The sequence below is a fragment of the Xanthomonas protegens genome (genome assembly GCF_038442435.1).
In the GTDB taxonomy this organism is placed as follows: domain Bacteria; phylum Pseudomonadota; class Gammaproteobacteria; order Xanthomonadales; family Xanthomonadaceae; genus Xanthomonas_A; species Xanthomonas_A sontii.
The window spans coordinates 19672-43941 of record NZ_JAQJCQ010000022.1; the positions used below are offsets into that span (position 1 = coordinate 19672).

17 protein-coding genes and 1 riboswitch are annotated in these 24270 nt (G+C 70.1%); of the genes, 4 read left to right on the top strand and 13 right to left on the bottom strand.

All coding sequences use genetic code 11. The features are described from left to right. Positions 1–372 precede the first annotated feature (372 nt). The 7 genes from PIQ37_RS19380 to PIQ37_RS19410 all read right to left on the bottom strand — a co-directional run bounded on the left by PIQ37_RS19380 (position 373) and on the right by PIQ37_RS19410 (position 8540). Positions 373–1563, bottom strand: coding sequence for a DUF1501 domain-containing protein (locus PIQ37_RS19380; protein ID WP_342074717.1), 1191 nt, complete (start codon positions 1561–1563; stop codon positions 373–375). 29 nt (positions 1564–1592) lie between these two features. Continuing rightward, complete coding sequence (locus tag PIQ37_RS19385) at positions 1593–3176, bottom strand: DUF1800 domain-containing protein (protein WP_342074718.1); 1584 nt, start codon at positions 3174–3176, stop codon at positions 1593–1595. A gap of 215 nt (positions 3177–3391) precedes the next feature. Further along, entirely contained in the window at positions 3392–4762 is a 1371-nt protein-coding gene (locus PIQ37_RS19390) for an ATP-binding protein (RefSeq protein ID WP_342074745.1), read from the bottom strand. Between the two features lie 81 nt (positions 4763–4843). Next, positions 4844–5527 carry a response regulator transcription factor gene (locus PIQ37_RS19395; RefSeq protein ID WP_003469280.1) on the bottom strand — a complete coding sequence of 228 codons (684 nt, stop codon included), beginning with the start codon at positions 5525–5527 and terminating at the stop codon, positions 4844–4846. A 73-nt stretch (positions 5528–5600) separates the two neighbouring features. Beyond that, positions 5601–5984 (bottom strand): hypothetical protein, encoded by a 384-nt coding sequence (locus tag PIQ37_RS19400; protein WP_053069679.1) that lies wholly within the window; start codon positions 5982–5984, stop codon positions 5601–5603. A gap of 414 nt (positions 5985–6398) precedes the next feature. Then, positions 6399–7418 carry a tRNA dihydrouridine(20/20a) synthase DusA gene (gene dusA / locus PIQ37_RS19405; RefSeq protein WP_342074719.1) on the bottom strand — a complete coding sequence of 340 codons (1020 nt, stop codon included), beginning with the start codon at positions 7416–7418 and terminating at the stop codon, positions 6399–6401. A gap of 153 nt (positions 7419–7571) precedes the next feature. Next, complete coding sequence (locus PIQ37_RS19410) at positions 7572–8540, bottom strand: hypothetical protein (protein WP_342074720.1); 969 nt, start codon at positions 8538–8540, stop codon at positions 7572–7574. 297 nt (positions 8541–8837) lie between these two features. Continuing rightward, a riboswitch (cobalamin riboswitch) is annotated at positions 8838–9091 on the top strand. 211 nt (positions 9092–9302) lie between these two features. On the opposite strand from PIQ37_RS19410, the gene metE reads away from it, so the two are divergent. Both metE and PIQ37_RS19420 read left to right on the top strand, forming a co-directional pair. Continuing rightward, positions 9303–11594: a 5-methyltetrahydropteroyltriglutamate--homocysteine S-methyltransferase gene (gene metE, locus PIQ37_RS19415; protein ID WP_342074721.1), complete on the top strand. Its 2292-nt coding sequence runs from the start codon at positions 9303–9305 to the stop codon at positions 11592–11594. 239 nt (positions 11595–11833) lie between these two features. Beyond that, positions 11834–13834, top strand: coding sequence for a choice-of-anchor X domain-containing protein (locus PIQ37_RS19420; protein WP_342074722.1), 2001 nt, complete (start codon positions 11834–11836; stop codon positions 13832–13834). A 284-nt stretch (positions 13835–14118) separates the two neighbouring features. On the opposite strand, the gene purU is transcribed toward PIQ37_RS19420, so the two are convergent. From purU to PIQ37_RS19445, 5 genes are all read right to left on the bottom strand, one after another. Beyond that, complete coding sequence (gene purU / locus PIQ37_RS19425) at positions 14119–14970, bottom strand: formyltetrahydrofolate deformylase (RefSeq protein WP_017911840.1); 852 nt, start codon at positions 14968–14970, stop codon at positions 14119–14121. 848 nt (positions 14971–15818) lie between these two features. Next, positions 15819–16259, bottom strand: a complete 441-nt coding sequence (locus PIQ37_RS19430; RefSeq protein WP_017908683.1) for an XVIPCD domain-containing protein — start codon at positions 16257–16259, stop codon at positions 15819–15821. Between the two features lie 121 nt (positions 16260–16380). Further along, complete coding sequence (locus PIQ37_RS19435; protein WP_152181580.1) at positions 16381–17259, bottom strand: NAD(P)-dependent oxidoreductase; 879 nt, start codon at positions 17257–17259, stop codon at positions 16381–16383. A 60-nt stretch (positions 17260–17319) separates the two neighbouring features. Beyond that, positions 17320–18417: an NADH:flavin oxidoreductase/NADH oxidase gene (locus PIQ37_RS19440; protein ID WP_342074723.1), complete on the bottom strand. Its 1098-nt coding sequence runs from the start codon at positions 18415–18417 to the stop codon at positions 17320–17322. Positions 18418–18504: 87 nt separating this feature from the next. Further along, the gene (locus tag PIQ37_RS19445; protein ID WP_342074724.1) at positions 18505–19386 is read right to left on the bottom strand and encodes an NAD-dependent protein deacetylase; all 882 of its coding nucleotides are present in this window, start codon (positions 19384–19386) and stop codon (positions 18505–18507) included. Between the two features lie 242 nt (positions 19387–19628). Here PIQ37_RS19445 and PIQ37_RS19450 point away from each other — a divergent pair, with 242 nt between their 5' ends. Continuing rightward, complete coding sequence (locus tag PIQ37_RS19450) at positions 19629–20369, top strand: response regulator transcription factor (RefSeq protein WP_043084845.1); 741 nt, start codon at positions 19629–19631, stop codon at positions 20367–20369. Here PIQ37_RS19450 and PIQ37_RS19455 read toward each other — a convergent pair. Further along, positions 20350–21750, bottom strand: a complete 1401-nt coding sequence (locus tag PIQ37_RS19455; protein WP_053069678.1) for a sensor histidine kinase — start codon at positions 21748–21750, stop codon at positions 20350–20352. The two genes, PIQ37_RS19450 and PIQ37_RS19455, sit on opposite strands and share 20 nt — an antisense overlap. A gap of 135 nt (positions 21751–21885) precedes the next feature. On the opposite strand from PIQ37_RS19455, the gene PIQ37_RS19460 reads away from it, so the two are divergent. Next, the gene (locus PIQ37_RS19460) at positions 21886–24240 is read left to right on the top strand and encodes a YadA family autotransporter adhesin (protein ID WP_342074725.1); all 2355 of its coding nucleotides are present in this window, start codon (positions 21886–21888) and stop codon (positions 24238–24240) included. Positions 24241–24270 lie beyond the last annotated feature (30 nt).

Genomic DNA, 24270 nt, shown 5'->3' on the forward strand with positions numbered 1-24270 from the left:
TCCCACAGTGCACCCGTCATGCCGACCGCGCGCGCGCACGTGAGCAACGTCAGGGCACCTCCAACAATGCGTTATTACCGCGCTCTGGCGTGGTACATCGTCGCGATTGTAGGAGCGGCTTCAGCCGCGATAGGCGTTACCGGGAATGCTCATCGCGGCTGAAGCCGCTCCTACACCTTGGCGCCCGTCGTTGTTGGAGTTGCCCTGAAGCCACAACGAACGACGTTCGGAATTTCACCCGTTCGAAAGGGGACGGCTAAACACCTGCCATGCGCGCACGGATTTGGCGCACGTCCCTTGCAAGAGCGGACTCCAGTCACCTGGACGCCTCCACTCATAACAGCGCATGACGCAGCGATCCGTGGCAAGGCCTCAGACCAACTTCAAATCCCGCGCATGCGCCTGCGGGAACACCTTCTGCAGTTGCGTCGGCGACAGGCCCCACATGCGGCCGAGCAGGCCGGCGAACATGTCGCGGTAGTTGGTCAGCACCGGGTAGTCGCGGTCCTGGAACAGCTTGTCCTTGCTCACCGCGACCTGCTCACCGGCGATGCGGCCGCCGTTGACCCCGCCGCCCAGCACCCAGTACGTGGTGCCGTGGCCGTGGTCGGTGCCCTTGTCGCCGTTCTCGCGGAAGGTGCGGCCGAACTCGGACAGCACCACCACCACGGTGTTGCGCCACTCCGGCCCCAGCGCCTCGGCATAGGCCGACAGCCCCTCGGACAGGTTGGCCAGGTTGTTGGCCAGCGCGCCGTCGGTGCTGCCCTGGTTGACGTGCGTGTCCCAGCCGCCGACGTCGACGAAGCCGAGCCGGTAGCGCTCGCGCATCAGCGTGGCGATGCGGCGGGTCTCGTCGGCGAAGGTGCGTGCACTGGCGGCGCCGCGGTTGGCCTGCTGCATCTCGTCGCGCAAGGCCTGCGAGACCTGCTGGCGCAGCGCCAGGCCGTCGTGCGCGGCGCTGGCCAACTGGGTGCCGTGGTACATGCCGGCGAGGATGTCGGCCTGGCGCTGGTCGAAGGCCGGGGTCGGATTGCGCTTGAGCGAGAGATTGGGAATGTCGCCGCCGCCCTGGAAGCTCAGCGGCAGCGAATCGGTGAAGGCGATCGACGGCGTGCCGGTGGCCACCTGCGACAGCCGCGCCAGGAAGCCGGTGCGGTAGTCGCTGCGCTGCCCGGCCGGCTGTCCGGCCTCGATGCTGTCCTGGGTCTCGAAGTGGCTGCGCGACAGGTCGTCGGTGCCGGCGAAGGGCACGAACGCCAGCTGCTTGTCGTTCCACAGCGGCATCAGCATGTCGCGCAGTCGCGGGTTCAGGCCCCACTGCGTGTCCAGCGCGATGGCGCTGTTCGGATTGGCCGGATCCGGCCTGGCGATGGCCAGGCTCGGCCGCGAGGCGTAGTAGAAATCGCTCGCGTACGGGACCAGCAGGTTGTTGCAGTCGTAGCCGCCGCGCAGGAACACCACCAACAGGCGCGGCGATGGCGCGGGCGCGGCGAACAGGCGCCCAGCGAACGGCAGGCTGGCCGCGGCGGCGGCGGACGCGAGCAGGAAGCGGCGACGGTGCATGGCGGATCTCCGTGCGGCGAAGGCCGCGGTCAGCGGTAATTGAAATCGGGCGAGGCCAGCAGGTAGCCGTTCCACTCCTGCTGCGAGCGCGCCTGCGCCAGCGCCTGGCGCGTGGCGTCGCTCAGTTGCGGCTCGATCGCGTGGTAGTACAGCGGCGTACTCAGTTGCGGGAAGCCGCCGCGCTGCTGCCCATCGACGGTGAACAGCTGGGTGTTGCCGTTGCCGATCGCACGCGCGATCTCGAAGCGCTGCGCCATCTGTCCGGAGCTGTTCCAGGCACTGGACTGCAGCGACCAGCCATCGGGCGTGATCCGCCCGAAGCTCGGCTCGCCCATCTGGTTCAACCAGCCCAGCAACGGCTGCGGATTGACGATGGTCTGCCCGTCGTAGGCCAGGCGCAGCGCCGAGACCAGGAAGCGGTACGGATCCTTGAACTTGTGCGGCGCGCCGGCCGCCATCTCCGGTGCGGTGAACATCACCTGCAGTACCGCGGCGATGTCGCCATCACTGCGCTGGAAGGTGCGCGCCATCTTCTCCACCAGCGCCGGCGGCGGATCATCTGCGACGAAATACTCGGCCAACTGCCGCGAGATGAAGTGCGCGCATGCCGGCTGGCGCACGATCAACTGCACCGCGCGCTCGACCTCGTCGAAGCCGCCGCCGGCGATGCGCTGGCCGAGCAAGGTCTTGTCGCCGGGTTCGTGCCGCGCCGGGTTGAACTCGAACGCGCCGCGGCGCACATACTGCCCCTGCAGCGCCGGCGGCAGCTTCGGCGGGCCGTCGCGGTCGACCGGCGCGATGCCGACGCCGGTGAGGATCAGCGCCAGTTGCTGCACGTCCTTCTGCGTGTAGCCAGCATCGACGCCGAGGGTATGCAGTTCCATCAACTCGCGCGCGTAGTTCTCGTTGACCTTGCCTTTGGCGTTCTGCGCGTTGTCCAGGTACTCCAGCATCGCCGGACTCTCCAGCGTCGCCATCACCAGGTCGGAGAACTTGCCCAGCGCGTGCGGACGGATCGCGTTGTCGGCGTAGTCGGCCACGGTCCAGTGCAGCCGGCCCTTGTCGGCGAACACGCTGAAATGGTTGAGCCAGAACCACACCATCTGCTCGCGCAGCTGATCCGGCGCGTAGATGGAACGCAGCAGTTGCGCCTGGCGTGCCTGGTTCAGCAGCAGATCGCCGCGCTGCTGCGCCGCCTTCTTCGCCGCGACCTTGGCATCGCCATCCGGCATCGCCTTGATCGCCTGCTGTGCGGCGGCCTGCTGCTTGAGCAGTTCCTGGACAGGCGTGTGCAGTGCGGCGTAGCCGTCCAGTTGCGCGCGCACCGGCGCCGGCAGGGCGGCATCGCCACCGTCGGCCTGCAGTTGCTCACGCAGGAAGCGCTTGCGGCCATCGCGCTCGAACTGCGCCACGCTGGCGCTGTCCAGGCCGGTGGTCATCGACTGCAGCCAGCGCGCGTCGTCGCGCTTGAGCACCTTGTCGGTGGCAGCGATGGCGCCGACGGTGAACAGCACCAGCAGCAACGACAGCAGCAGCCGCTGAGTACTGCGTAGCGCGCGCCGGCCGCGCACGCGCAGACGCGTGGCTGCAGGACGATGCCGGGATGCGGACATGCGGGGCTCCTGGACGAAAAGCGGCGTGAAGACCGGCGCAGTATCGCCAGCTGCGCGCCGGTCGCGTTAAGCCTCTGTCGGAAACCTCCCGGTCATTTGCACGGGATTCACCTGCTGCTGCACTGCAGCGGCGCCGGCGGCGGCTCGATTGGCGCGGGCAGTCGCTGCACAGCGAGATGCCGGTCCCAGACCGGCACAGGAGCGCGCGGTTGGGCTTACAACCCCGGCGGCAGGGTGACCAGGAAGCGGGCGCCGCCCAGCTCCTCGGAACGGCTGACCTGCAGCTCGCCGCGGTAGCCCTTGACCAGGTCCTGCACGATCGCCAGACCGATGCCGTGGCCATGCACGCGCTCGTCGCCGCGCACGCCGCGCTGCAGAATGTGGGCGACCTCTTCCGGTGCGATGCCCGGACCGTCGTCCTCCACCGCGATGATCAGGCCGGCGCGGCGACTGCCGGCGGCCGGCTCCGGGCGCACGCTCAGCAGCACCCGTCGGCGCGCCCACTTGAAGGCGTTCTCCAGCAGGTTGCCGAGCAGTTCCTGCAGGTCGCCGGGCTCCCCGTGGAAACGCGCGCTCGGCTCGATATCGAACTCGCACAGCACGCCCTTGGTCGCATAGACCTTCTCGAGGCCGCGCACGATCTCCTCGGCGTTGGGCTCGATCGGCAACGGCGCGGCGAACAGCTTGTGGCCGCTGGAGGCGGCGCGCGCCAGCTGGTAGGACACCAGGTTGTTCATGCGCCGCAGCTGCACGTCCAGCTCTTCGCGCAGCTCCGGCCCCTGCGCGCCGCTGTCGAGCTGGGTGCGCAATACCGCCAGCGGGGTCTTCAGGCTGTGCGCCAGGTCGGCCAGGGTGTTGCGCTGGCGGTCCAGGTTCTCGCGCTCGCTCTCGATGAAGGCGTTGATGCTGTCGGTCAGCGGCTCCAGCTCGCGCGGATGGCGATCGCCCATGCGCATGGCTTCGCCGCGCTGCACCTTGGTCAGTTCGTTGATCACCCGGCGCAGCGGGCGCAGGCTCCATTGCAGGATGAAGGCCTGCAGTACCAGCAGGATCAGGCCGGCGCCGCCGAGGTTGAACCACACCCGGCCGCGGAACACGCGCAGCTGCGCGCCCAGCGCGCGGGTGTCCTCCATGATGTAGATGGTGACCGGAGTTTCCTTGTCGCGGCGCACGTAGGCCAGGCCGATGCCGTAGCGGTAGACCTCGCCTTCGCTGCCGTCGATCTGGGTCATCGACCAGGGCCCGTCGAAGGTTTCCTGGCGCGGTTCGAGCATGCCCCCGCGCGGCGGCAGCGGGCCTTCGCTGGACATCGAGATCCAGCGCTCGTTGGGCATCACGATCTGCGCGTACAGGCCGCTGCCGGGCCGGTCGAAATGCGGGTCCGGCGGCGGCTTGTCGTTGTTGATGTACAGCGAACCGTCGCGGGCGACGTCGATGTTGTTGGCGTACGCGGTGGCGTAGCTCTTCAGGCGCTCGCGCAGGTTGCTCAGCGCGGTGTCGGCGAACGCCTGGTCCAGCGCGTAACCCGCGGCGGCAAGGAACGCCAGCAAACTGAGGCTGGCGGCGAGCAGCTGGCGCGCCTGCAACGAACGCGGGCGCCAGCGCTTGTACCACCTGGGTCGTGCCGCCACGCGGTCGCTTCCTCGGTGTGCTCGCGGCGCCTGCGATCAGCCTTCGGTGCGCGGAATCGCGAACCGGTAGCCGCGACCGCGCACGGTCTCGATCGGCTTCAACTCGCCGTCCGGGTCCAGCTTCTTGCGCAGGCGGCCGATGAAGACTTCCAGCACATTGGAGTCGCGGTCGAAATCCTGCTGATAGATGTGCTCGGTCAGGTCGGCCTTGGAGACCAGTTCGCCGGCATGCATCATCAGATACTCGAGCACCTTGTACTCGTAGCTGGTCAGGTCGACGTTGCTGCCGCTGACGCTGACGGTCTGCGCCGCCAGGTCCAGCGCGACCGGACCGCATTCCAGGGTCGGCTTGCTCCAGCCGGCGGCGCGGCGCAGCAGCGCATTGACGCGCGCCAGCAGCTCTTCGACGTGGAACGGCTTGACCAGGTAGTCGTCGGCGCCCTGCTTGAGGCCTTCGACCTTGTCCTGCCAGCTGGAACGCGCGGTCAGGATCAGCACCGGGAACTTCTTGCCTTCGTCGCGCAGCGCCTTGATCAACTCCATGCCCGACATCTTCGGCAGGCCGAGATCGATGATGCCCACGTCGAAGGGCACCTCGCGGCCCATGTACAGGCCTTCCTCGCCGTCCTGCGCCGCATCCACCGCAAAGCCTTCGCGCTTCAGGCGAGCGGCCAGGGTCTCTCGCAGCGGAGCTTCGTCTTCGACCAGAAGGATACGCATGAACTCTCCCTAGTAACTTACAGGTGGCCGGTGGCCGGGGCGGTGTGTGGAACCTGAACCGAACTATCCGGACTCACGGGTGATCGTCGCGTGGTGGCTCGGGAGGCTCGCCCGACCGCGGCGCCCGCGGCGGCGCCGCACGGCCAGGCTGCGGATCGTCCATGTAGCGTACCCGCCCACGGCCGTCCATGTACTTGACGCGGTTGATGTCACGCCCATCGAACGGCACGCGCTCGGCACCGAGGATCTGCCCGCCGGTGGAGCGCTGCACCCGGCGCACCGCGTCGGACAGCGAGCTGCCGGCGTAGTCGCGGTTGCGGCCCGCGTCGCGCTCCGGCGGTGCCATCGCACCCGGCATCGGCGGCTGCTGCGCACGGCCATGCCCAGCCGCGACCGACGCCAGCGCGAGCGCGAAGACAGCGGCAAAGCGGTAGTGGCGGGAAGCGGGAGAAGTCACGACGGGCATCCTAACGGACTGATCGGAAACGTTCAAAACTTGTGAAGCACGACACCTCGCGGAAACGAAGACGACCTCGAGAAATCGAGGCAAATTCTTGATTTTTCGGGGTGAATCCGGTCTGAACTTTTCCGGACGCCCCCGGTAGCATTCAGTCAAATGAACCTGTCGAAGGCCGATGCAAGGGCCGCGCCAGGGGTCTGGAGAGGCCCTTCGGCAGGTGCTTCGCGGCGTCTCCGCAGGACCAGAGACTAGCTCCAGGAACCTGAACGGAATCCCTGAACGACGCGCGGAAGGCGGCGGCGTGGCAGTCGTCGATCGAGACGCCGCATGGATCGGCGCCCGCTTGGCGGTGAGAGCGATCAGGTCATCGAGGCGAAAGGTGCCCCGCACCACGCGGCTGCGCCCCGCGGATCACGCTGCCGCGCGTGCCGCCCCGTCGGTGACCGCCAGCGCCCGCTCCAGCAGCGCCCAGTCCGCGCCCGGCCGGTGCGCGCCTTCGCTGAGCACCTGGCGGAAAGCGCGACCGCTGGGCTGGCCGTGGAACAGGCCGAGCAGGTGCCGGGTGATGTGCTTGAGCGCCAGGCCCTCGGCCAGGCGGGCTTCGACGTAGGGACGCAGCGCCCGCAACAGCTCCGCACGCGGGCGCAATGCGGCACCAGTGAGGGACGCGTCCAGCCGGTGCAGGACGTAGGGGTCGTGGTAGGCGGCGCGGCCCAGCATCACCCCGTCCACCGCCTGCAACTGCGCCTGCGCCGTCTCCACCGCGGCCAGGCCGCCGTTGAGCACCACCTGCAGCTGCGGCCGCTCGCGCTTGAGCCGGTGCGCCCAGTCGTAGCGCAGCGGCGGCACCTCGCGGTTTTCCTTCGGCGACATGCCCTGCAGCCAGGCATTGCGCGCATGCACCACGAACAGCCCGCAGCCGGCGGCTGCGACCTGGTCGACGAAGGCCAGGAACACCGCGTAGTCGTCGTCCTGGTCCACGCCCAACCGGCACTTCACCGTCACCGGGATGTCCACTGCCGCGACCATCGCCGCCACGCACTCGGCGACCAGCGCCGGCTCGCGCATCAGGCAGGCACCGAAGCGCCCGGCCTGCACCCGGTCGGACGGGCAGCCGCAATTGAGGTTGATCTCGTCGTAGCCCCAGTCCTGGCCGATCCGCGCCGCCTGCGCCAGCAGCGCCGGCTCGCTGCCGCCGAGCTGCAACGCCAGCGGATGCTCGGACGCATCGAAATCCAGCAACCGCGCGCGATCGCCCAGCACCACCGCGTTGGCGTGCACCATCTCGGTGTAGAGCCGCGCCGACGGCGCCAGCAGCCGGTGGAAGACCCGGCAATGGCGGTCGGTCCAGTCCATCATCGGGGCAACGGACAGGCGCAGCGAGGCGGCGTAGCGCGCGGGGAGATCGGCGGCGGGGAGCGGAAGCGTCATCGGCACGGCGGACGGGCGCCGCCGGCTATCCACCGCAGCGCCAAGTCATTGGCTTAGGGATCAATAGCTTACACGTTCGCCATGAACGCTGCCGGTGCCACTGTGCGCAGGGCGAAAGCGCAGCCGGATCGACTGCGCTTTTCGCCGCGCCTGCTACTTGCGCAGGTAGAGCGTCTTGTCGCCGAAATCGATCACCGCACCGGCCTTGGTCAGAAAATCCGCTCCCAGCATGCCGCCGAGGGCCTCGCCGTCCGGCCGCGTCTCGCTCGCATAGGCGTAGACATCCTCGATGTCCGCATCGTCCACCGGCTTTGACGACCAGGTACCGATGCGTACGACGAGCGGCCGCTCGGTGCGATAGCGGTAGAGCTGCGCACCTTTCGGACCGTCCATCTCCCCTCCGACCGCGCCCTTTTTCACGCCGGCCTGGTGCGCGAACGCCTCGTCGATGACGACATTGCCGACAGTGCTGACGACCATTGCCCGCTCCACCCGTCCGAGCGTCGCTCTAACGACATAGCGCTGCTCCTTCTCGTCGAACTGCATGGGCAGCGCCACGTAGCCATCGCCCAGCAGCCCCGCGCGCAGACGCGCAATCTGCGCCGCGTCTGGATTTACCAGAACACGCTTGGCCGGATACTCCAGGACCACGCGGTTAGCACGGATCCAGCCAATGCCCAGCATGCCCACGTCGGCGTCGGGTTCCGGCGTCTCGAAGACCGCAACCGGCACGTTCGTCACGGTGGCGTTGCCGATCGTGAGCCGATCCAGGACGCCCTTGTCCAGACCCAGCGCACTGACCTTGCCGGGCGCCTCGATGCCGAACGCGCCATGATGGCGTAGGTCACTGACACCGACTTGGGCGGCGATGCGGTGGATGACTTGCACATACAGCGACGCGTTCGCGTGCACCATCATCTTGCTGGGGTGGCCATTCAACTGCACTTCGATGATAGGGCGCGTGGCTTCGCCGATTGTCGCGGTGGAAAAAGGCACCGTCGCGGAAGTGGCCGCACTAGGACCCGGCGGGCCGACCGGATCGGCGGACACGGCACCTGCAGCAAGTGCGAGCCCGAGCAGTAAGGCGCGCAACGACGAACGAAACGGCGGGATTCTGGACATCCAGGTTGACCTTGGTGAAGGGAATGGCGGGGTAACGCAAACCACCGGCAAGCCTTGCGGCGTCTGCGTCAGGTGACGCGTTCGAGTCTATCCGGGAAACACGGCCCGCGAGCGACAATGTGGTTGCCGTCGCAAACCGCACGTGCTTTCCGCCACCCCGCGCCATCACTCGGCGAGGCGGCAGGAAATGCCAAGCCGGCTTGAGCCACATCCCTCGCCCGGATCGTGCGCTGCCTGCCGCCACCTGGCGGACGAACGGGCGCGCGCCAACGCCCTTGACCGCCCGCCGCATCCGGCCTATCGTGCGCTCGCCGAAGGTATTCATCGCTTCATTCGGATGAAGGGATGAATTTAAACGGGAATCCGGTGACGGCCGGCGCCGCAAGCGCCTGCCCATTCCGGAGCTGCCCCGCAGCGGTGAATGGAAACGACCTCCGTCAATGGCACTGGGCCGGCGCATGCCGGCCTGGGAAGCGACGGACAGTAGGTGCGCAGCCGGCACGGTGCGCGTGTCCATCAGCCCGAATACCGGCCCCGGCCGGAGGACCGTGCGTCCTCCGATTCGACCTGGCGCCTCCGCGGGGAGGCGGCCGGACCGCGACCCGGCCTTGCGCCGCGCCGCGTCGTCCGCCTGCCCGCGCGGTACCGGTTCGCCCGCGGGGGCGAAGGTCGCTGGCGTGGCGGGCGGTCCGTGCGAACGGGACGCGCGGCGCGCGGTTCCTTCGTTCCTCAATGCCCTTGAACGCAATGAGGAAACGCAACATGACGATCGTGACCAACCTGGGCTTCCCGCGCATCGGTGCGCGGCGCGAGCTCAAGCAGGCGCTGGAACGCTACTGGCGCCGCGACATCGACGGCGCGCAACTGCAGGACACCGCACGCGAGCTGCGCCTGCGCCACTGGCAGCTGCAACGCGAGGCCGGGGTGGATGTGCCGCCCAGCAACGACTTCAGCCTGTACGACGCGATGCTCGACACCGCGTTCCTGTTCGATGCGATTCCGCAGCGCTACCGCGCGCTGGCCGATGCCGATCCGTTGGCCGGCTACTTCGCGATGGCGCGCGGCACCCAGGAAAACGGCCTGGATCTGCACGCGCTGGAAATGACCAAGTGGTTCGACACCAACTACCACTACCTGGTGCCGGAGCTGGCGCGGCGCCAGCACTTCCGCCTGCGTGGCGACAAGCCGGTGGTGGAGTTCCTGGAAGCCAAGGCGCAGGGCATCCAGACCCGGCCGGTGCTGATCGGGCCGGTGACCTTCCTGGCGCTGTCCAAGACCGTGGACGGCAGTGACCGCTGGGCGCTGCTGGACAGCCTGCTGCCGGTGTACGCCGAACTGCTGCAGCGCCTGCATGCGGCCGGTGCCGGCTGGGTGCAGCTGGACGAGCCGGCGCTGGTGCTCGACCTGGACGAGGCCGCACGCGCCGCCTATCGCCGCGCCTATGATTTCCTTGCGCAGGCGCCGCGGCCGAAGCTGCTGCTGACCAGCTACTTCGGCGAGCTGGGCGACAACCTGGAACTGGCGATGGCGCTGCCGGTGGACGGCGTGCACGTGGACCTGGTGCGCGGCGTGGCGCAACTGGACGCGGTGCTGCAGGCACTGCCGGCCGGGCGCGTGCTCTCGGCGGGCCTGGTCAACGGCCGCAACGTGTGGCGCACGCCGCTGGACAACGCGCTGACCCTGGCCCGCTATGCCGCCGGCCATGTCGGCCGCGAGCGGCTGTGGCTGGCGCCATCGTGCTCGCTGCTGCACGTGCCGGTGGATCTGCAGCAGGAGACCAAGCTGGACCGCGAACTGGTCGGCTGGCTGGCCTTCGCCAGGCAGAAGCTGCAGGAGCTGCGCACCCTGGCCGATGCGCTGGACGACCAGCCGCAGGCGCAGGCGGGGCTGGACGCTGCGCGCGATGCGCTGGCCAGCCGTCGCGCCTCCGCGCGCGTGCATCGCGCCGAGGTGGCGCGGCGGGTAGAGGCGCTGACCGACGACGCCGGACGCCGGCAGTCGCCGTATGCGCAGCGCCGCCAGGCACAGCAGGCGGCGTTGCGGCTGCCGCTGTATCCGACCACCACGATTGGTTCGTTCCCGCAGACCGAGCAGGTGCGGCAGGCGCGCGCGCAGCACAAGGCCGGCAAGCTCGACGATGCCGCCTACGACGCGTTCCTGGCCGCCGAAACCGAGCGCTGCGTGCGTGCGCAGGAGCAGCTGGGCCTGGACGTGCTGGTGCATGGCGAGTTCGAGCGCAACGACATGGTCGAGTACTTCGGCGAGCAGCTCGACGGCTTCGCCTTCACCCGGCACGGCTGGGTGCAGAGCTACGGCTCGCGTTGCGTCAAGCCGCCGATCATCTACGGCGACGTGCAGCGCCCGGCGCCGATGACGCTGCGCTGGACCACCTACGCGCAGTCGCTGACCGAGCGGCCGATGAAGGGCATGCTGACCGGGCCGGTGACGGTGCTGCAGTGGTCGTTCGTGCGCGACGACCAGGAACGCGCGCAGACCTGCCGGCAGATCGCGCTGGCGCTGCGCGACGAAGTGCGCGACCTGGAGGCGGCCGGCATCGGCGTGATCCAGATCGACGAGCCGGCGATCCGCGAAGGCCTGCCGCTGCGCCGCGCCGACTGGCAGGCGTATCTGGACTGGGCGGTGCAGAGCTTCCGCATCGCCGCGGCCGGGGTGCGCGATGCCACGCAGATCCACACCCACATGTGCTACTCGGAGTTCAACGACATCATCGAGGCGGTGGCGGCGATGGACGCGGACGTGATCTCGATCGAGACCTCGCGCTCGCGCATGGAACTACTCGATGCCTTCGTGCGCTTCCGCTACCCGAACGCGATCGGGCCAGGCGTGTACGACATCCACTCGCCGCGCGTGCCGAGCACGCAGGAGATGGTGGCGTTGCTGGAGAAGGCGCGTGCGGTGCTGGATCCGCAGCAACTGTGGGTCAACCCGGATTGCGGGCTGAAGACCCGCGGCTGGGCGGAAACGCGCAGCGCCCTGGAAGCGATGGTCGCCGCGGCGCGGCAGTTGCGCGCGCAGCAGGCGCAGGCGGCGTGACATGGCGTTGCCCGGCGCCGCGCGCGCCGGGCAACGCAGCGCTTCAGGCATGTCCGGCATCCCAGTTCGGCGTGCATTGCTGCATTGCGTCTTTGTCCGGCAATGTGCGCTGGCTATAACCGCAGGCGAACGCGTGGCGAGGGGGCGCTGCGTCCTCGCCGACGTGCTGCCGGCGGCGCATCTGCGCCGCGGTCTTCGGTATGCGCGTGGGCTCTCAGCACCGCCAGGGAGAGCGCGTCATGCCGAAGCTGTCGAAACTGTCCGCCGTCTGCGTCCTGTATCTCGTCGTCCCCGCTGCCGCGCTGCACGCGGCCGAACTGATTCCCAAACAACTGGCCGGCCCGCCGGAGGAGTTCGCGCAGATGCGCGCGCCCGCCCCGGCGGAAGCGGCGATCCTGTCCAAGAGCGCGTTGCTGCCGGTGGAGTTCTCCGCCGCACGCAGCAATGGCCCGGCGCAATGGCACACCACCCTGCCGGTGGAGAACGGCAAGCTGCGCTTCGTGGTGCTGTCCGGCGAACACGATTGGCAGCCGCGGCTGAGCGCACCGGCCACGGCCAGCGCACGCATGGGCACCACCGCCGCGACGCCGCTGCTAGCACCCAGCGCCAAGGCCACCCAACTGGGCGCCGGCGGCGCAGCACTGCCGGCCCGCGAATACCGTGTGGACAGCGCCGCCAATGGCGACTGGACCCTGACCCTGCAGGCCGACGGCAGCAGCGCGGCGCAGCGTGGCTACGTGCTGATGGAAGGCGATCCGCGCACGCAACTGGCGTCCTATCCCAGCGACCGCGCGCAACTGCAGCGCGGCCAGCGCATCGGTCTGACCGCCCTGCTCGGCGGCATCGATGCCCAAGGCGGTGTGTCGCTGGCGCGCAGCGCCGGCAGCGGCCGCATCGACACCGCGCAGCTGCGCGTGATCGCGCCGGACGGCTCCGTCAGCCGGTGGCCGATGGCCGACGACGGCCGCCACGGCGACGGCGCCGCGGGCGATGGCGTGTATGCCGGCGACTTCCCGGCGACCGCCACCGGCACCTACATCGCGCAGGTGGTGGTGCACGGCCACGACGCCGGCGGCCAGGCCTTCGTGCGCACCAGCGAGCACGTGCTGCCGGTGCTGGACACCACCTTGCGCATCAACGCCGATGCGGTCGCCGCCAGCGCCCAGCCCGGCACCCGCCTCACCCTGCCGATCCCGGTGCGCATCGGCGGCGGCCAGGCGCCGGCGCACTACCGCGTGCTCGGCGAACTGTGGGGCACCGGTCGCGACGGCAGCGCGGTGCCGGTGGCCTGGCTCGGCGGCATGCTCGCGCCGCAGGACGGACGCCTGCCGCTGAGCGTGGACGAACGCTGGATCGCCCGCGCCGGCGCGCGTGCGCCGTTCACCCTGCGCAACCTGCGCGTGGAGGATCCGGACAACTTCGTGCCGCTGGCCACGCGCGCGACGCTGCCGCTGACCCTGCCGGCACTGCGCCGCAGCAGCGTGGCACGCAGCACTGGCGCGATCGACGAGAGCATGCGCATGGGCGAGCGCCCGGCGCAGCTGAGCGCAGCCACCTCCACCGACATGCAGGCGCAGGCCACCGGCAAGCGCCTGGTGCTGGTGCACGGTTATTGCTCGGGCGGGGTGTGGCCGGTGGCGCAGTTCAGCAACGCCTCCGCGTTCCTGGACGTCAACCAGAACCGCAGCAACGATCAGTTCGCGCAGCGCCTGGCACAGTTCGGCAGCCAGTGGAATTCGTTCGGCACGGTGGCGCACAGCCAGGGCGGCATGGCCGCACTGCACCTGTACGTTTACTACTGGAGCGGCCTGGACAACGCCAGCGGCGGGCGGGTGATGCAGTCGGTGGGCACGCCCTACCAGGGCACCAACCTGGCCGGCATCCTGGCCACGGTGGGCTCGTGGTTCGGCGTGGGCTGCGGCACCAACAACGACCTCACCTACGACGGCGCCAAGGCCTGGCTGGCCGGCATCCCCAACTCGGCGCGGGCGCTGGTGAACTACTACACCACCTCCTTCGCCAAGACCAACTGGTACACCAACGACTACTGCAATGCGGCCTCGGACCTGGTGCTGAGCGACCCGGAGGACGGCACCGTGGAGCAGGTCAACGGCCAGCTGCCCGGCGGCGTCAACCGCGGCCACACCACCGGCCAGTGCCACACCACCGGCATGCGCGATCCGGCGCAGTACCTGGACGCCAGCCGCAACGCGACGATGAACGCCAACGCGGCGCGTTGAGGGCTGGGAATGGGGAATCGGGAATGGGGAGTCGGCAGAGCAAACGCCGCGCTGCGGCTGCTGATGGTCCCCTTCCCTATTCCCGGCCCCATTCCCTGCTTCATCGGAAATGCCACCGTGCAGTGACTGGAGAGCGGCGATGATCGTCGATGCTGACGGTCGGCGCCGCGACCATGGATTAGGGCAAGCGGGTGCTTAGACGCTGTTGCTGTTGCTGTTGCTGTTGCTGTTGCTGTTGCTGTTGCTGCTCCCCACTCCCGATTCCCGAATCCCCACTCCCGGCCTCACCGAAATACGACCGTGCGATGGCCGTTGAGCAGGATGCGATGCTCGACGTGGCGGCGCACGGCGCGGGCCAGCACTTGCGACTCGGTATCGCTGCCCAGGCGCACCAGTTCGCGCGGGGTCATGGCGTGGTCCACGCGGGCCACGTCCTGCTCGATGATCGGACCTTCGTCCAGGTCGCCGGTGACGTAGTGCGCGGTGGCGCCGATGATCTTGACCCCGCGCGCGTGCGCCTGGTGGTACGGCTGCGCGCCCTTGAAGCTGGGCAGGAAGCTGTGGTGGATGTTGATCGCGCGTCCGGCCAGCGCCGCGCACAGCGTCGGCGACAGGATCTGCATGTACCGGGCCAGCACCACCAGGTCGATGCGTTCGCGTTCGACCAGCGCCAGCAGCTGCGCCTCCTGTTCGGCGCGGTTGGCGGCACTCACCGGCAGGTGGTGGAACGGCACGCCGTAGGACCCGGCCAGCGCGGCGAAGTCGGGATGGTTGGAGGCCACGGCGGCGATATCCACCCGCAACTGCCGGCTGTGCGCGCGGAACAGCAGGTCGTTGAGGCAATGGCCCTGCTTGCTGACCAGCACCAGCAGGCGCGCACGGCGGCGCGCGTCGTGCAGTTGCCAGTCCATCGCGTAGTCGGCGGCCAGGGGCTCCAATTGCAGCTTCACCGCGGCGACGATGCCGTCGGCGGGTACGTCGAAGTGCACGCGCAGGAAGAAACGGCCGCTTTCCTCGTCGCCGAACTGCTGCGCATCGAGGATGTTGCAGCCGTGCTCGAACAGCAGGCCGCTGACGCGGAAGACGATGCCGGTACGGTCCGGGCAGGAGAGGGTCAGGATGTAGTCGGGGCGCATCCGGCGATGATAGGGGAAAGGCGGGGATTCGGGATTCGGGATTCGGGATTCGGGATTCGGGAATCGGGAATCGGGAATCGGGAATCGGGACAGTCCGCCTCTGGAACGTGGTGAGGCAACTGTCATGCAGCGACGGCGGACGAAGTCCGCTGTGCATCCGATCTTGCACGGCGTCGGGACTGAAGTCCCTCCAACAGTGCAGTCCCTGACCGTGCCGGTGCTGCAGTGTGGGCGCGGCCTCAACCAGGACGGTGAGAAGAGGCCACGCCATCCAGCCGGAGCCGGCTTTTCCTTCTCCCTCCGGGAGAAGGTGCCCCGAAGGGGCGGATGAGGGTTCGGGCGGAGCCTCTTGCAGTCGAAACACCGCATGCGCTGCGTGCCCGTACCCTCACCCCAACCCCTCTCCCGGGGGGAGAGGGGCTAAGAGCCATCCAGCCGAGGCCGGCTTCTCCTTCCCCCCTCGGGACCATGGCCCCCTTTTTGGGGGAAGGTGCCCCGAAGGGGCGGATGAGGGTTCGGGCGCAGCCTCGTGCAGTCGAAACACCGCGTGCGCTGCGCGTCCGGACCCTCACCCCAACCCCTCTCCCGGAGGGAGAGGGGCCAAGAGCCATCCAGCCGAGGCCGGCTTCTCCTTCTCCCCTCGAGACCATGGCCCCTTTTTGGGGGAAGGTGCCCCGAAGGGGCGGATGAGGGTCGGGCGAAGCCTCGTGCAGTCGAAACACCGCGTGCGCTGCGCGCTCGTACCCTCACCCCAACCCCTCTCCCGGGGGGAGAGGGGCTCGCCATGCTTGCACTGAAGCCCGGTCGCAGCTGACGTCGCACCCGGGACGTTGCTCACTCGCCTGCACTCACTCCGGGCGCAGGCGCAGCGCCAGGCGGCGGTTGACCTTTTCCAGGCGCGCCAGCGAATCCTCCACTGACATGCCGACCGCTTCGTGGGTGGTGATGTGCGCGCGCAGGTGCGCCGGATCGTCCAGGTCGCCGCGCACCAGGAATACGTTCTCGCCATCCTCCACGTCGCCGATCTCGCGGCTGAGCACCACGTGGTCGACCTGGTCGAAACCGTATTCCTTGGCCAGCGGCAGCAGCCGCGCCACCATGCGCTCGCTGATCGCGTCCGGCGCGCGGCCGCAGGCGGCGTCCAGCGCGTGCACGCCCTCGCGGATCTGCGCGTACAGGAGATGGTCCGGATGCTCCGGGTGATCGGGCCCGGGCACGGGCTCGCGCACCACCGCGCGCGGCGGCTGGATCGGGGCTCTGTCGCCGGGATCGGACGAATTCGGACTCATGGCATCCTCCTGTGATGCGCCAGCAAATCGCCGCACCTTAGCGGCAAGCGCGCGCCAGGCTCAAGCGGGTGCGCAGTGTGCGGCATGCGCCGCCAAGGTCCGCTGAAGATCCGTCGGCGCTTCAGGCCTGGCCGGCGCGGCGCGCGGCGACCTTGGCCAGTGCCGCCCAGTCGAGGTCGCCGTCGCCGTGCGCGATCGCCTCGATGAAGGCATCGCGCAGCACCGCCGCCAGCGGCATCGGCACGTGCCGGGTCTCGCCGGCGTTCAGCGCCAGGCGCACGTCCTTCAGGCCCAGCGTGGCCTTGAAGCCGGCCGGGCTGTAGCGCTGTTCGGCGATCATGCCGCCGTAGGTCTGGTAGGCCGGTGCGGCGAACACGGTGCTGGTGAGCATGTCGAGGAAATCGGCCGCCTCCACGCCATGCCCGCGCACCAGTGCCGACGCCTCGGCCATGGTGCCGATGGCGCTGGCCAGGCACAGGTTGGCGGCGAGCTTGACCGCGTTGGCCTGTTCCGGCGCGGTACCGAAGTACCAGGTCTTGCGCCCGATGACGTCGAGCAAGGGCTGCACCCGCGCCAGCGCCGCGGCGTCGCCGGCGGCAAGCAGATTGAGCTGGCCGGCCGCGGCCACCTCCACCCGCCCCAGCACCGGCATCGCCAGGTAGGCGACGCCGCGCTCGGCATGCAGCGCGTGCAGTTCGCGCGCCAGCGCCACCGAAATCGTGGCCATGTTGACGTGCACGCTGCCGGCGGTGAGCGCGTCCAGGGCGCCGCGATCGAGCAGGGTCTCGCGCACCGCGGTGTCGTCGGCCAGCATCGAGAACAGCACCGGCCCGCGCACCGCATCGGCTGGTTGCGCAGCCTGCTGCGCGCCGGCCTCGAGCAGGGGCTGCGCCGCCGCGGCGCTGCGGTTCCACACCGTCAACGCATGGCCGGCGCGCAGCAGGTTGAGCGCGATCGGCTGGCCCATCGTGCCCAGGCCGAGAAATCCAATCGTCGTCATTGCATGCTCCCTGGAGGAATCGAAATGGAGGCCGCCATCGGTACGCGCGGCGCGTGCCGGTCAGGCGTCGAACACGCCGCGCGCCGCATGCGGCTCGCAACGCAGGTATTGCGGCGACGGGCGCAGCCGCGCGCCCAGCGCGGCGGCCGCGTGCCACGGCCAGCGCGGATCGTAGAGGATGCCGCGGGCCAGCGCGATGGCATCGGCACGGTCCTCGGCGAGGATGGCCTCGGCCTGCTGCGGCTCGGTGATCAGGCCCACTGCGATCACCGGCATGCGCACCGCGCGGTGCAGCGCCTCGGCCAGCGGCACCTGGTAGCCGGGCGCCACCGGAATGCGCTGGCGCCGATCGAGCCCGCCGCTGGACACGTGCAGATAATCGCAGCCCTGCGCCTGCAGCGCCTGCGCCAGCACCTCGCTCTGCGCCAGATCCCAGCCGCCATCGACCCAGTCGGTGGCGGAGATGCGCACGCCCACCGCGATGCCAGGCGCCACGGCGGCGCGTACCGCTGCATGCACGCGCAGCAGCAGGCGCATGCGGTTCTCCAGGCTGCCACCGTAGGCATCGGTGCGCTGGTTGCTCAGCGGCGACAGGAACTGGTGCAGCAGGTAGCCGTGTGCGGCGTGCAGTTCGATCAGCTCGAAGCCGAGTCGCTCGGCGCGCCGCGCCGACGCCACGAACGCCTCGACGATGGCGTCGATGCCGGCCAGGTCCAGCGCCTGCGGCGGCGGGCCGTCGGCGGCGAATGCCTGCGCCGACGGCGCCACCGTCTGCCAGCCGTTCGGCTGCTCGGGCGCGATCGCGCCGCCGCCGTCCCAGGGCTTGCGCGTGGACGCCTTGCGTCCGGCATGCGCGAGCTGGATGCCCAGCGGCATCGGCGACCAGCGCCGCACCGAACGCAACACCGTGGCCAGCGCCGCCTCGGTGGCGTCGTCCCACAGGCCCAGGTCGGCGTAGCTGATGCGCCCGCGCGGCTCCACCGCGGTCGCCTCCAGGATCAGCAGCCCGGCGCCGGACTGCGCCAGTTGCCCGAGATGCTGCGTGTGCCAGTCGCTGGCACGGCCGTCCTCGGCGGAGTACTGGCACATCGGTGCGATCACGATGCGGTTGGACAACGACAGCGGCCCCAGCGCGAGGGGCGAGAACAAGTGACTCACGATACGGATCCGTGGAAACGCCGCGCGCGGCGCGGCAAGCGACCATTGCACTCCTGCCATGCGGCGCGATCAACCACTGCCGATGGATCAGTTCGTGCCGGGATTCGGAACGCGCGCCGCCGCCGGCAGCAGGAAGGACAGCGCCTGCGCGCACGGCTGCTCCAGCTTCAGGCTCAGCAGGTCGTCGCCACGGGTGCGGCCCAGGTTGACCGCGGCGATCGGCAGGCAGGCCTTGGCCGCGGCCTGCACGAAGCGGAAGCCGGAATAGACCATCAGCGACGAACCCACCACCAGCACCGCGTCGGCGCGCTGCAGATGCGCGAAGGCGCTGGCCACACGCTCGCGCGGCACGTTCTCGCCGAAGAACACCACGTCCGGCTTCAGTACGCCAGCGCAGTGCGTGCAGGCCGGCACCACGAAGCTGGCGAAATCCTCGCCCTCCAGGTCGGCATCGCCGTCGGGCGCCGGCGCGGCCTGCAACGTCGCCCACTGCGGGTTGTGCTGCAGCAGGTGTTGCTGGAACGCCTCGCGCGGCATGCGCCGCTCGCAGCCCATGCAGCGCACCACGTCCAGGCGCCCGTGCAGGTCGATGGTGGCGCGGCTGCCGGCGGCCTGGTGCAGGCCATCCACGTTCTGGGTCAGCAGCACTTCGACCTGGCCGCGCGCTTCCAGCTGCGCCAGCGCGGCGTGGGTGGGATTGGGCCGGGCATGGCCGAAGCGCGGCCAGCCGAGCAGGCTGCGCGCCCAGTAGCGTTGCCGCGTCGCCAGTTCGCCCATGAACGCCTGGTAGGTCACCGGCTGCGCACGCTTCCAGTCGCCGGCGGCGTCGCGATAGTCGGGAATGCCCGAGTCGGTGCTGCAGCCGGCACCGGTCAGCACGAACAGGCGCCGATGGCGGTCGACGAACGCTTCCAGCGCGGACGCCGCCGGCGGTGCGGACGCGGCGTGATCCTGCAGCAACTGCGACATCGTGAAGGTCCCGGAGGTGGTGGAGGCGCACGCGACGACGGCGTGTCGGCTCCTATCTAGGGGGTGGGCGGCAGCAACGCAAGCCCTGGCCGCCACGGCCGCTGAAGCGTTGCCGCGCGCATTGAAAGCCCGCTGGAAACTGGCTACTGTCCAGGTCGCGGCAGGATGCTCGGCGTTCACGGCACCCTGCAGGCCGCACGCCGCCTCCGTGAGGAATGCCGTCCCTTCGCCGATTCCGTCTCGTGAGCCGCGTTTCCGATCCCACCCCGTCCCCGCTCGCCGCTGCCGCCAACGCCCCACTGCGGGTGGCGTTGCTGGAGGACGACGATGTGCTGCGCGACCGCGTGTTGCTGCCGGGCCTGCAGCGGCACGGCTTCGAGGTCACGCCGCTGCGCACCGCGCAGGCGCTGTGGGCGGCGCTGGAGGCGCAGCGTTTCGACCTGATCGTGCTCGACATCGGCCTGCCCGACAGCGACGGCTTCACTCTGACCCAGCAACTGCAGGAACGTCGCCCCGGCATGGGCATCGTCATCCTCAGCGGCCGCGGCGAGCAGCCGGATCTGGTGCGCGGGCTGGTCCAGGGCGCGGATGCGTACCTGATCAAGCCGGTGCAGATCGAGATCCTCGCCGCCACCTTGTTCAGCGTGGCCCGGCGCATGCTGCGGCCGAGCGCGCCGGCCAGCGAGGAATGGCAGCTGCAGGACGACGGCTGGTGCCTGTTCGCGCCGGACGGGCAGGCGGTGCCGTTGACCGCCTCCGAACGCAAGGTGCTGCAAAGCCTGTGGCAGGCGCGCGGACGCCTGGTCAGCCGCGATGCGTTGATCGGCATGCTCGGCGGCAATGCCGGGCTGGAGATCGATCCGCACCGGCTGGACGCGTTGTTGCATCGGCTGCGGCAGAAAGTGCAGGAGCGCACCGGCAGCGCGCTGCCATTGCGCGCGGTGCGCGGCGAAGGCTATCTGCTCATGCCGCAGGAGCGCTGAGCCCGGCCAGCGGCAGGCGCAGCACGAAGCAGGTGCCGGCGCCGGGCGCGCTGCGCACCTGCAGGCTGCCATGCGCCTGTTGCGCCATTTCGAACGCCACCGCCAGACCCAGCCCGGTGCCCTGCCCGGCCGGCTTGGTGGTGAAGAACGGCTCGAAGATCTGCCGTTGCACGGCCTCGCTCATGCCCACGCCGGTGTCGGCGATGGCGATGGCGACGGCCTCGCCATCGCGGCGCAGTTGCAGCGAAAAGCAGCCGCCGCCGGGCATCGCATCGCGTGCGTTGGCAGCGAAGTTGAGCAGCGCCAGATCGAAGCGGCTGCGATCCAGGAACACCGGCGCCGCTTCGGTGGCCAGATCCAGGCGCACCTGTACCGCGGCACCGAACAGTTGTCGCAGCATCGGCTGCAGGCTGCGCAGCGCTTCGCCGGCATCGAAGCGCTCGGGCACGCTCGCCTCGCGGCGACTGAAGCTGAGCAGCTTGCGACTGACCGCCACGCCGCGATGCGCGGCCAGGGCCACGCCTTCCAGTGCATCGGCCAGCACCAGCGCATCGCGCGGCGGGTGATAGTCCAGTTCGTGCACGCAATGGCGTTGCTCGGTGTAGCCGAGGATCGCACTGAGGATGTTGTTGAAGTCGTGCGACACGCCGCTGGCCAGCTGCTCCACCAGCTCGATCTTCTGCAGATGCAGCAGGCGTTGCTGCGCCAGGGTGCGTTCGCGCATCTCCACGCGCAGGCGCGCGGCGCTGCGCCGCGCACGCCACAGGCTCTCGCGCAGCGCGGCGACGGTGCGATCCAGCACCAGGGTGATCATCAGGTAGCTCAACGCCAGCGAGGGCAGGTTCTGGAACGGGCTGCGGGTGCCGCGCGGGTCCTGGCCCCAGGGGCTTTCCATGCCCAGCCAGAAGATCAGCGGGATGCACAGGTACACCAGCCACAGCGCGCGGCGCCCGATCACCAGCGCGGCCAGGGTCAGCATCATCATCGGGTACGGATCGAAGGCCTGCAGCTGGTAGCCGAACGCCAGGTTGGCGGCGACCGCCGAGCACAGCACCACCGCGATGAACGCGGCGGCGGCCTGTTTCAGCAGGCCGCGGCGGATCATCCAGACCCCGCCCCAGGCCGCGGCGGCGATCGCCGCATCGGTGCCGACGTCCACCGCCAACTGCATCGTGCTCATCTCGATGCGCGGTGCGGTCAGCAGGTGGTAGAGCTTGTTGAGCGGGATCTCGCTGCCCAGGAACACGAACAGCACCTGCAGCGCGGGCGCGTTGCGCCGGTCCAGCGGATCGGCGATCGGCACCCGGCGCAGCCACAGCGAGAGGCGCCGCCACAGCCGCGCGGCAAGCGCGACCGGCGCAGAGTGCGCACCCCATCTCACCCAGGCTCCCATGACGGTGAGTCTACCGTGAGGGAGACGTGAATTTGCGTGCATTGAAGGGGGCTGGGCTTGCGGCCTTAATCGGGCCTGACTCGTTGTCGGGACGACGCTCCCGGCCCCAGCCCGGAATCGACCATGCCTCTTCTGCCCAATGCCCTGCGCGCCGCCGTGCGCCCGCTGTCGTCGTCCTCGTCCATCCTGCCGCAGGCCTCTGACGGTCTGTTGACCGCCGCGTTGCTGCTCGCGCTGAGCCTGCCCTCGAGCGCCTTCGCGGTCACTGCCACGGCACCGACCGCGGCGACCCAGCCGCCCTCGCAGGCGCCGCAGGGCGACGCCACCCCCACCGAGACGGACAGCGCCGACGCCGACGCGGCGCCGCAGGACGCCACCACCCAGGACGTGCAGCCCGGCACCCAGAACACCACCCACTACTTCCTGGCCGAAGGCTTGAACGACGGCAGCGACTACGCCAGCGCCGCCGGCCTGCGCGCGGTGGCGATGGGTGCACGCGCCGACGCCTCCGGCGCCTTCGCCATCGCGATCGGCCACCACACCGTCGCCTCCGACAGCGCCGCCATCGCCATGGGCGACGGCGCGGTCGCCAGCGGCACCTCGGCGATCGCGATCGGCGGCAGCTTCTTCGGCAGCACCTACGGCGACTCGGCCGGCGCGCAGAGTACCGGCTTCGGTTCCCTGGCCCTGGGCACGGCCGCCACCGCAACCGCTGACAGTGCCAGCGCGCTGGGCTGGAACACCAGCGCCAGTGGCTCCGGCGCCACCGCAGTGGGTGCCACCGCATCGGCCAGCGCCAACTACGCCACCGCCAGCGGCTCCTCGTCCAGCGCCAGCGCCGAGCAGGCCAGCGCGTTCGGCTATGCCGCCAATGCCAGCGGCACCGGCGCCGTCGCCAACGGCGGCTACAGCGTCGCCTCCGGCTTCTTCGGCGTGGCGATGGGCTACACCGCCACCGCCAGTGGCGACGGCGGCATCGCGATCGGCGACAGCGCCTCGGCGGCCGGCCAGCAGAGCGTGGCGATCGGCGCCAGCAATGCGGGCGTGCCGGCGCAATCCAACGGACTGGGCGCGGTCACCGTCGGCGCCGGCGCCTGGGCGCTGTCCGACTACGGCACCGCGCTGGGCTTCGACAGCCATGCCGACGCGGACTACAGCATGGCGCTGGGCGCCTCCGCGCTGGCGACCAGCACCAATGCGCTGGCGGTGGGCGCCACCGCCTTCGCCGACGGGCAGGACGCCAGCGCCTTCGGCGCCATCGCCAGCGCCAATGCCGCCGGCGCCACCGCGCTCGGCAGCGGCGCCTCCGCACTGACCGCGGGCAGCGTCGCACTGGGCTACAACAGCGCCGCCACCGGCGCCAACAGCGTGGCCATCGGCGCCGGTTCGATGGCCGACCGCGACAACGCAGTCGCCTTCGGCAACGACGGTGCGCTGCGCCAGCTCACCTACATCGCCGCCGGCACCGCCGACACCGATGCGGTCAACGTGCTGCAGTTGCGCAGCATCGCCAGCGCGCTCGGTGCCGGCAGCGCGGTCGGCGGCGATGGCAGCTTCAGCGGCGGCAGCTACCTGATCCAGGGGCGCAGCTACGGCACGGTCGGCTCGGCGCTGTCGGCGCTGGATGGTGCGTTGTCGGCGCTGGACACCCGGGTCGGCAGTGGCGCTGGCGGCGTGGCGGTGGGCGGCGGCGGCACCGGCGGCCCCAGCGTCGGTGCCGGCACCAACGCAGTGGCGGTGGGCGCCCAGGCCACCGCCAACGGCCAGAACGGCACGGCGATCGGGTCCAATGCCCTGGCCTACGGCCCCAACGACACGGCGCTGGGCGGCAACGCGCAGGTCAACGCCGACGGCAGTACCGCGGTCGGCGCCAACGCCAGCATCAGCGCCAATGCCACCAACGCGGTGGCGGTCGGCGAAAGCGCCACGGTCGCGGCCGCCTCCGGCACCGCCGTCGGCCAGGGCGCGTCGGTCTCGGCGAACAATGCCGTGGCGATCGGCCGCGGCTCCTCCGCCACGCGCGCCAATACCGTCTCGGTCGGCAGCGCCGGCAACGAACGCCAGATCAGCAACGTCGCCGCCGGCAGCGCGGCCACCGATGCGGTCAACGTCGCGCAGATGCAGGCCGGCGACAGCGCCACCCTGAGCAGCGCCAACGCCTACACCGACAGCCGCATGACCGGCTGGGACGACAACCTGACCAAGCTGCGCACCGACACCGACCAGCGCTTCCAGCACCTGGACCGGCGTATCGACCGGATGGGCGCGGTCAGCGCCGCCTATGCCGGCATGGCGGTCAACACCTCCGGCCTGGCCGGGGCCAACCGCATCGGCGTCGGCGTCGGCTCGCAGGGCGGCGAAAGCGCGCTGGCGGTGGGCTACCAGCGCGCGATCGGCAACCGCGCCAGCGTCTCGCTCGGCGGCGCCTTCTCCGGCAGCGAGAAGAGCGTGTCCGCCGGTGCCGGCTTCAGTTGGTGACACGGCCGCAGGTGCCGCCCCTTCCTTGAT

What these genes read in the sequence shown, in the direction of transcription:
- PIQ37_RS19380 (WP_342074717.1), bottom strand. Translation starts at nt 1,563, where the DNA reads ATGCACCGTCGCCGCTTCCTGCTCGCGTCCGCCGCCGCCGCGGCCAGC.
- PIQ37_RS19385 (WP_342074718.1), bottom strand. Translation starts at nt 3,176, where the DNA reads ATGTCCGCATCCCGGCATCGTCCTGCAGCCACGCGTCTGCGCGTGCGC.
- PIQ37_RS19395 (WP_003469280.1), bottom strand. Translation starts at nt 5,527, where the DNA reads ATGCGTATCCTTCTGGTCGAAGACGAAGCTCCGCTGCGAGAGACCCTG.
- dusA (WP_342074719.1), bottom strand. Translation starts at nt 7,418, where the DNA reads ATGACGCTTCCGCTCCCCGCCGCCGATCTCCCCGCGCGCTACGCCGCC.
- PIQ37_RS19410 (WP_342074720.1), bottom strand. Translation starts at nt 8,540, where the DNA reads ATGTCCAGAATCCCGCCGTTTCGTTCGTCGTTGCGCGCCTTACTGCTC.
- metE (WP_342074721.1), top strand. Translation starts at nt 9,303, where the DNA reads ATGACGATCGTGACCAACCTGGGCTTCCCGCGCATCGGTGCGCGGCGC.
- PIQ37_RS19420 (WP_342074722.1), top strand. Translation starts at nt 11,834, where the DNA reads ATGCCGAAGCTGTCGAAACTGTCCGCCGTCTGCGTCCTGTATCTCGTC.
- purU (WP_017911840.1), bottom strand. Translation starts at nt 14,970, where the DNA reads ATGCGCCCCGACTACATCCTGACCCTCTCCTGCCCGGACCGTACCGGC.
- PIQ37_RS19430 (WP_017908683.1), bottom strand. Translation starts at nt 16,259, where the DNA reads ATGAGTCCGAATTCGTCCGATCCCGGCGACAGAGCCCCGATCCAGCCG.
- PIQ37_RS19435 (WP_152181580.1), bottom strand. Translation starts at nt 17,259, where the DNA reads ATGACGACGATTGGATTTCTCGGCCTGGGCACGATGGGCCAGCCGATC.
- PIQ37_RS19445 (WP_342074724.1), bottom strand. Translation starts at nt 19,386, where the DNA reads ATGTCGCAGTTGCTGCAGGATCACGCCGCGTCCGCACCGCCGGCGGCG.
- PIQ37_RS19460 (WP_342074725.1), top strand. Translation starts at nt 21,886, where the DNA reads ATGCCTCTTCTGCCCAATGCCCTGCGCGCCGCCGTGCGCCCGCTGTCG.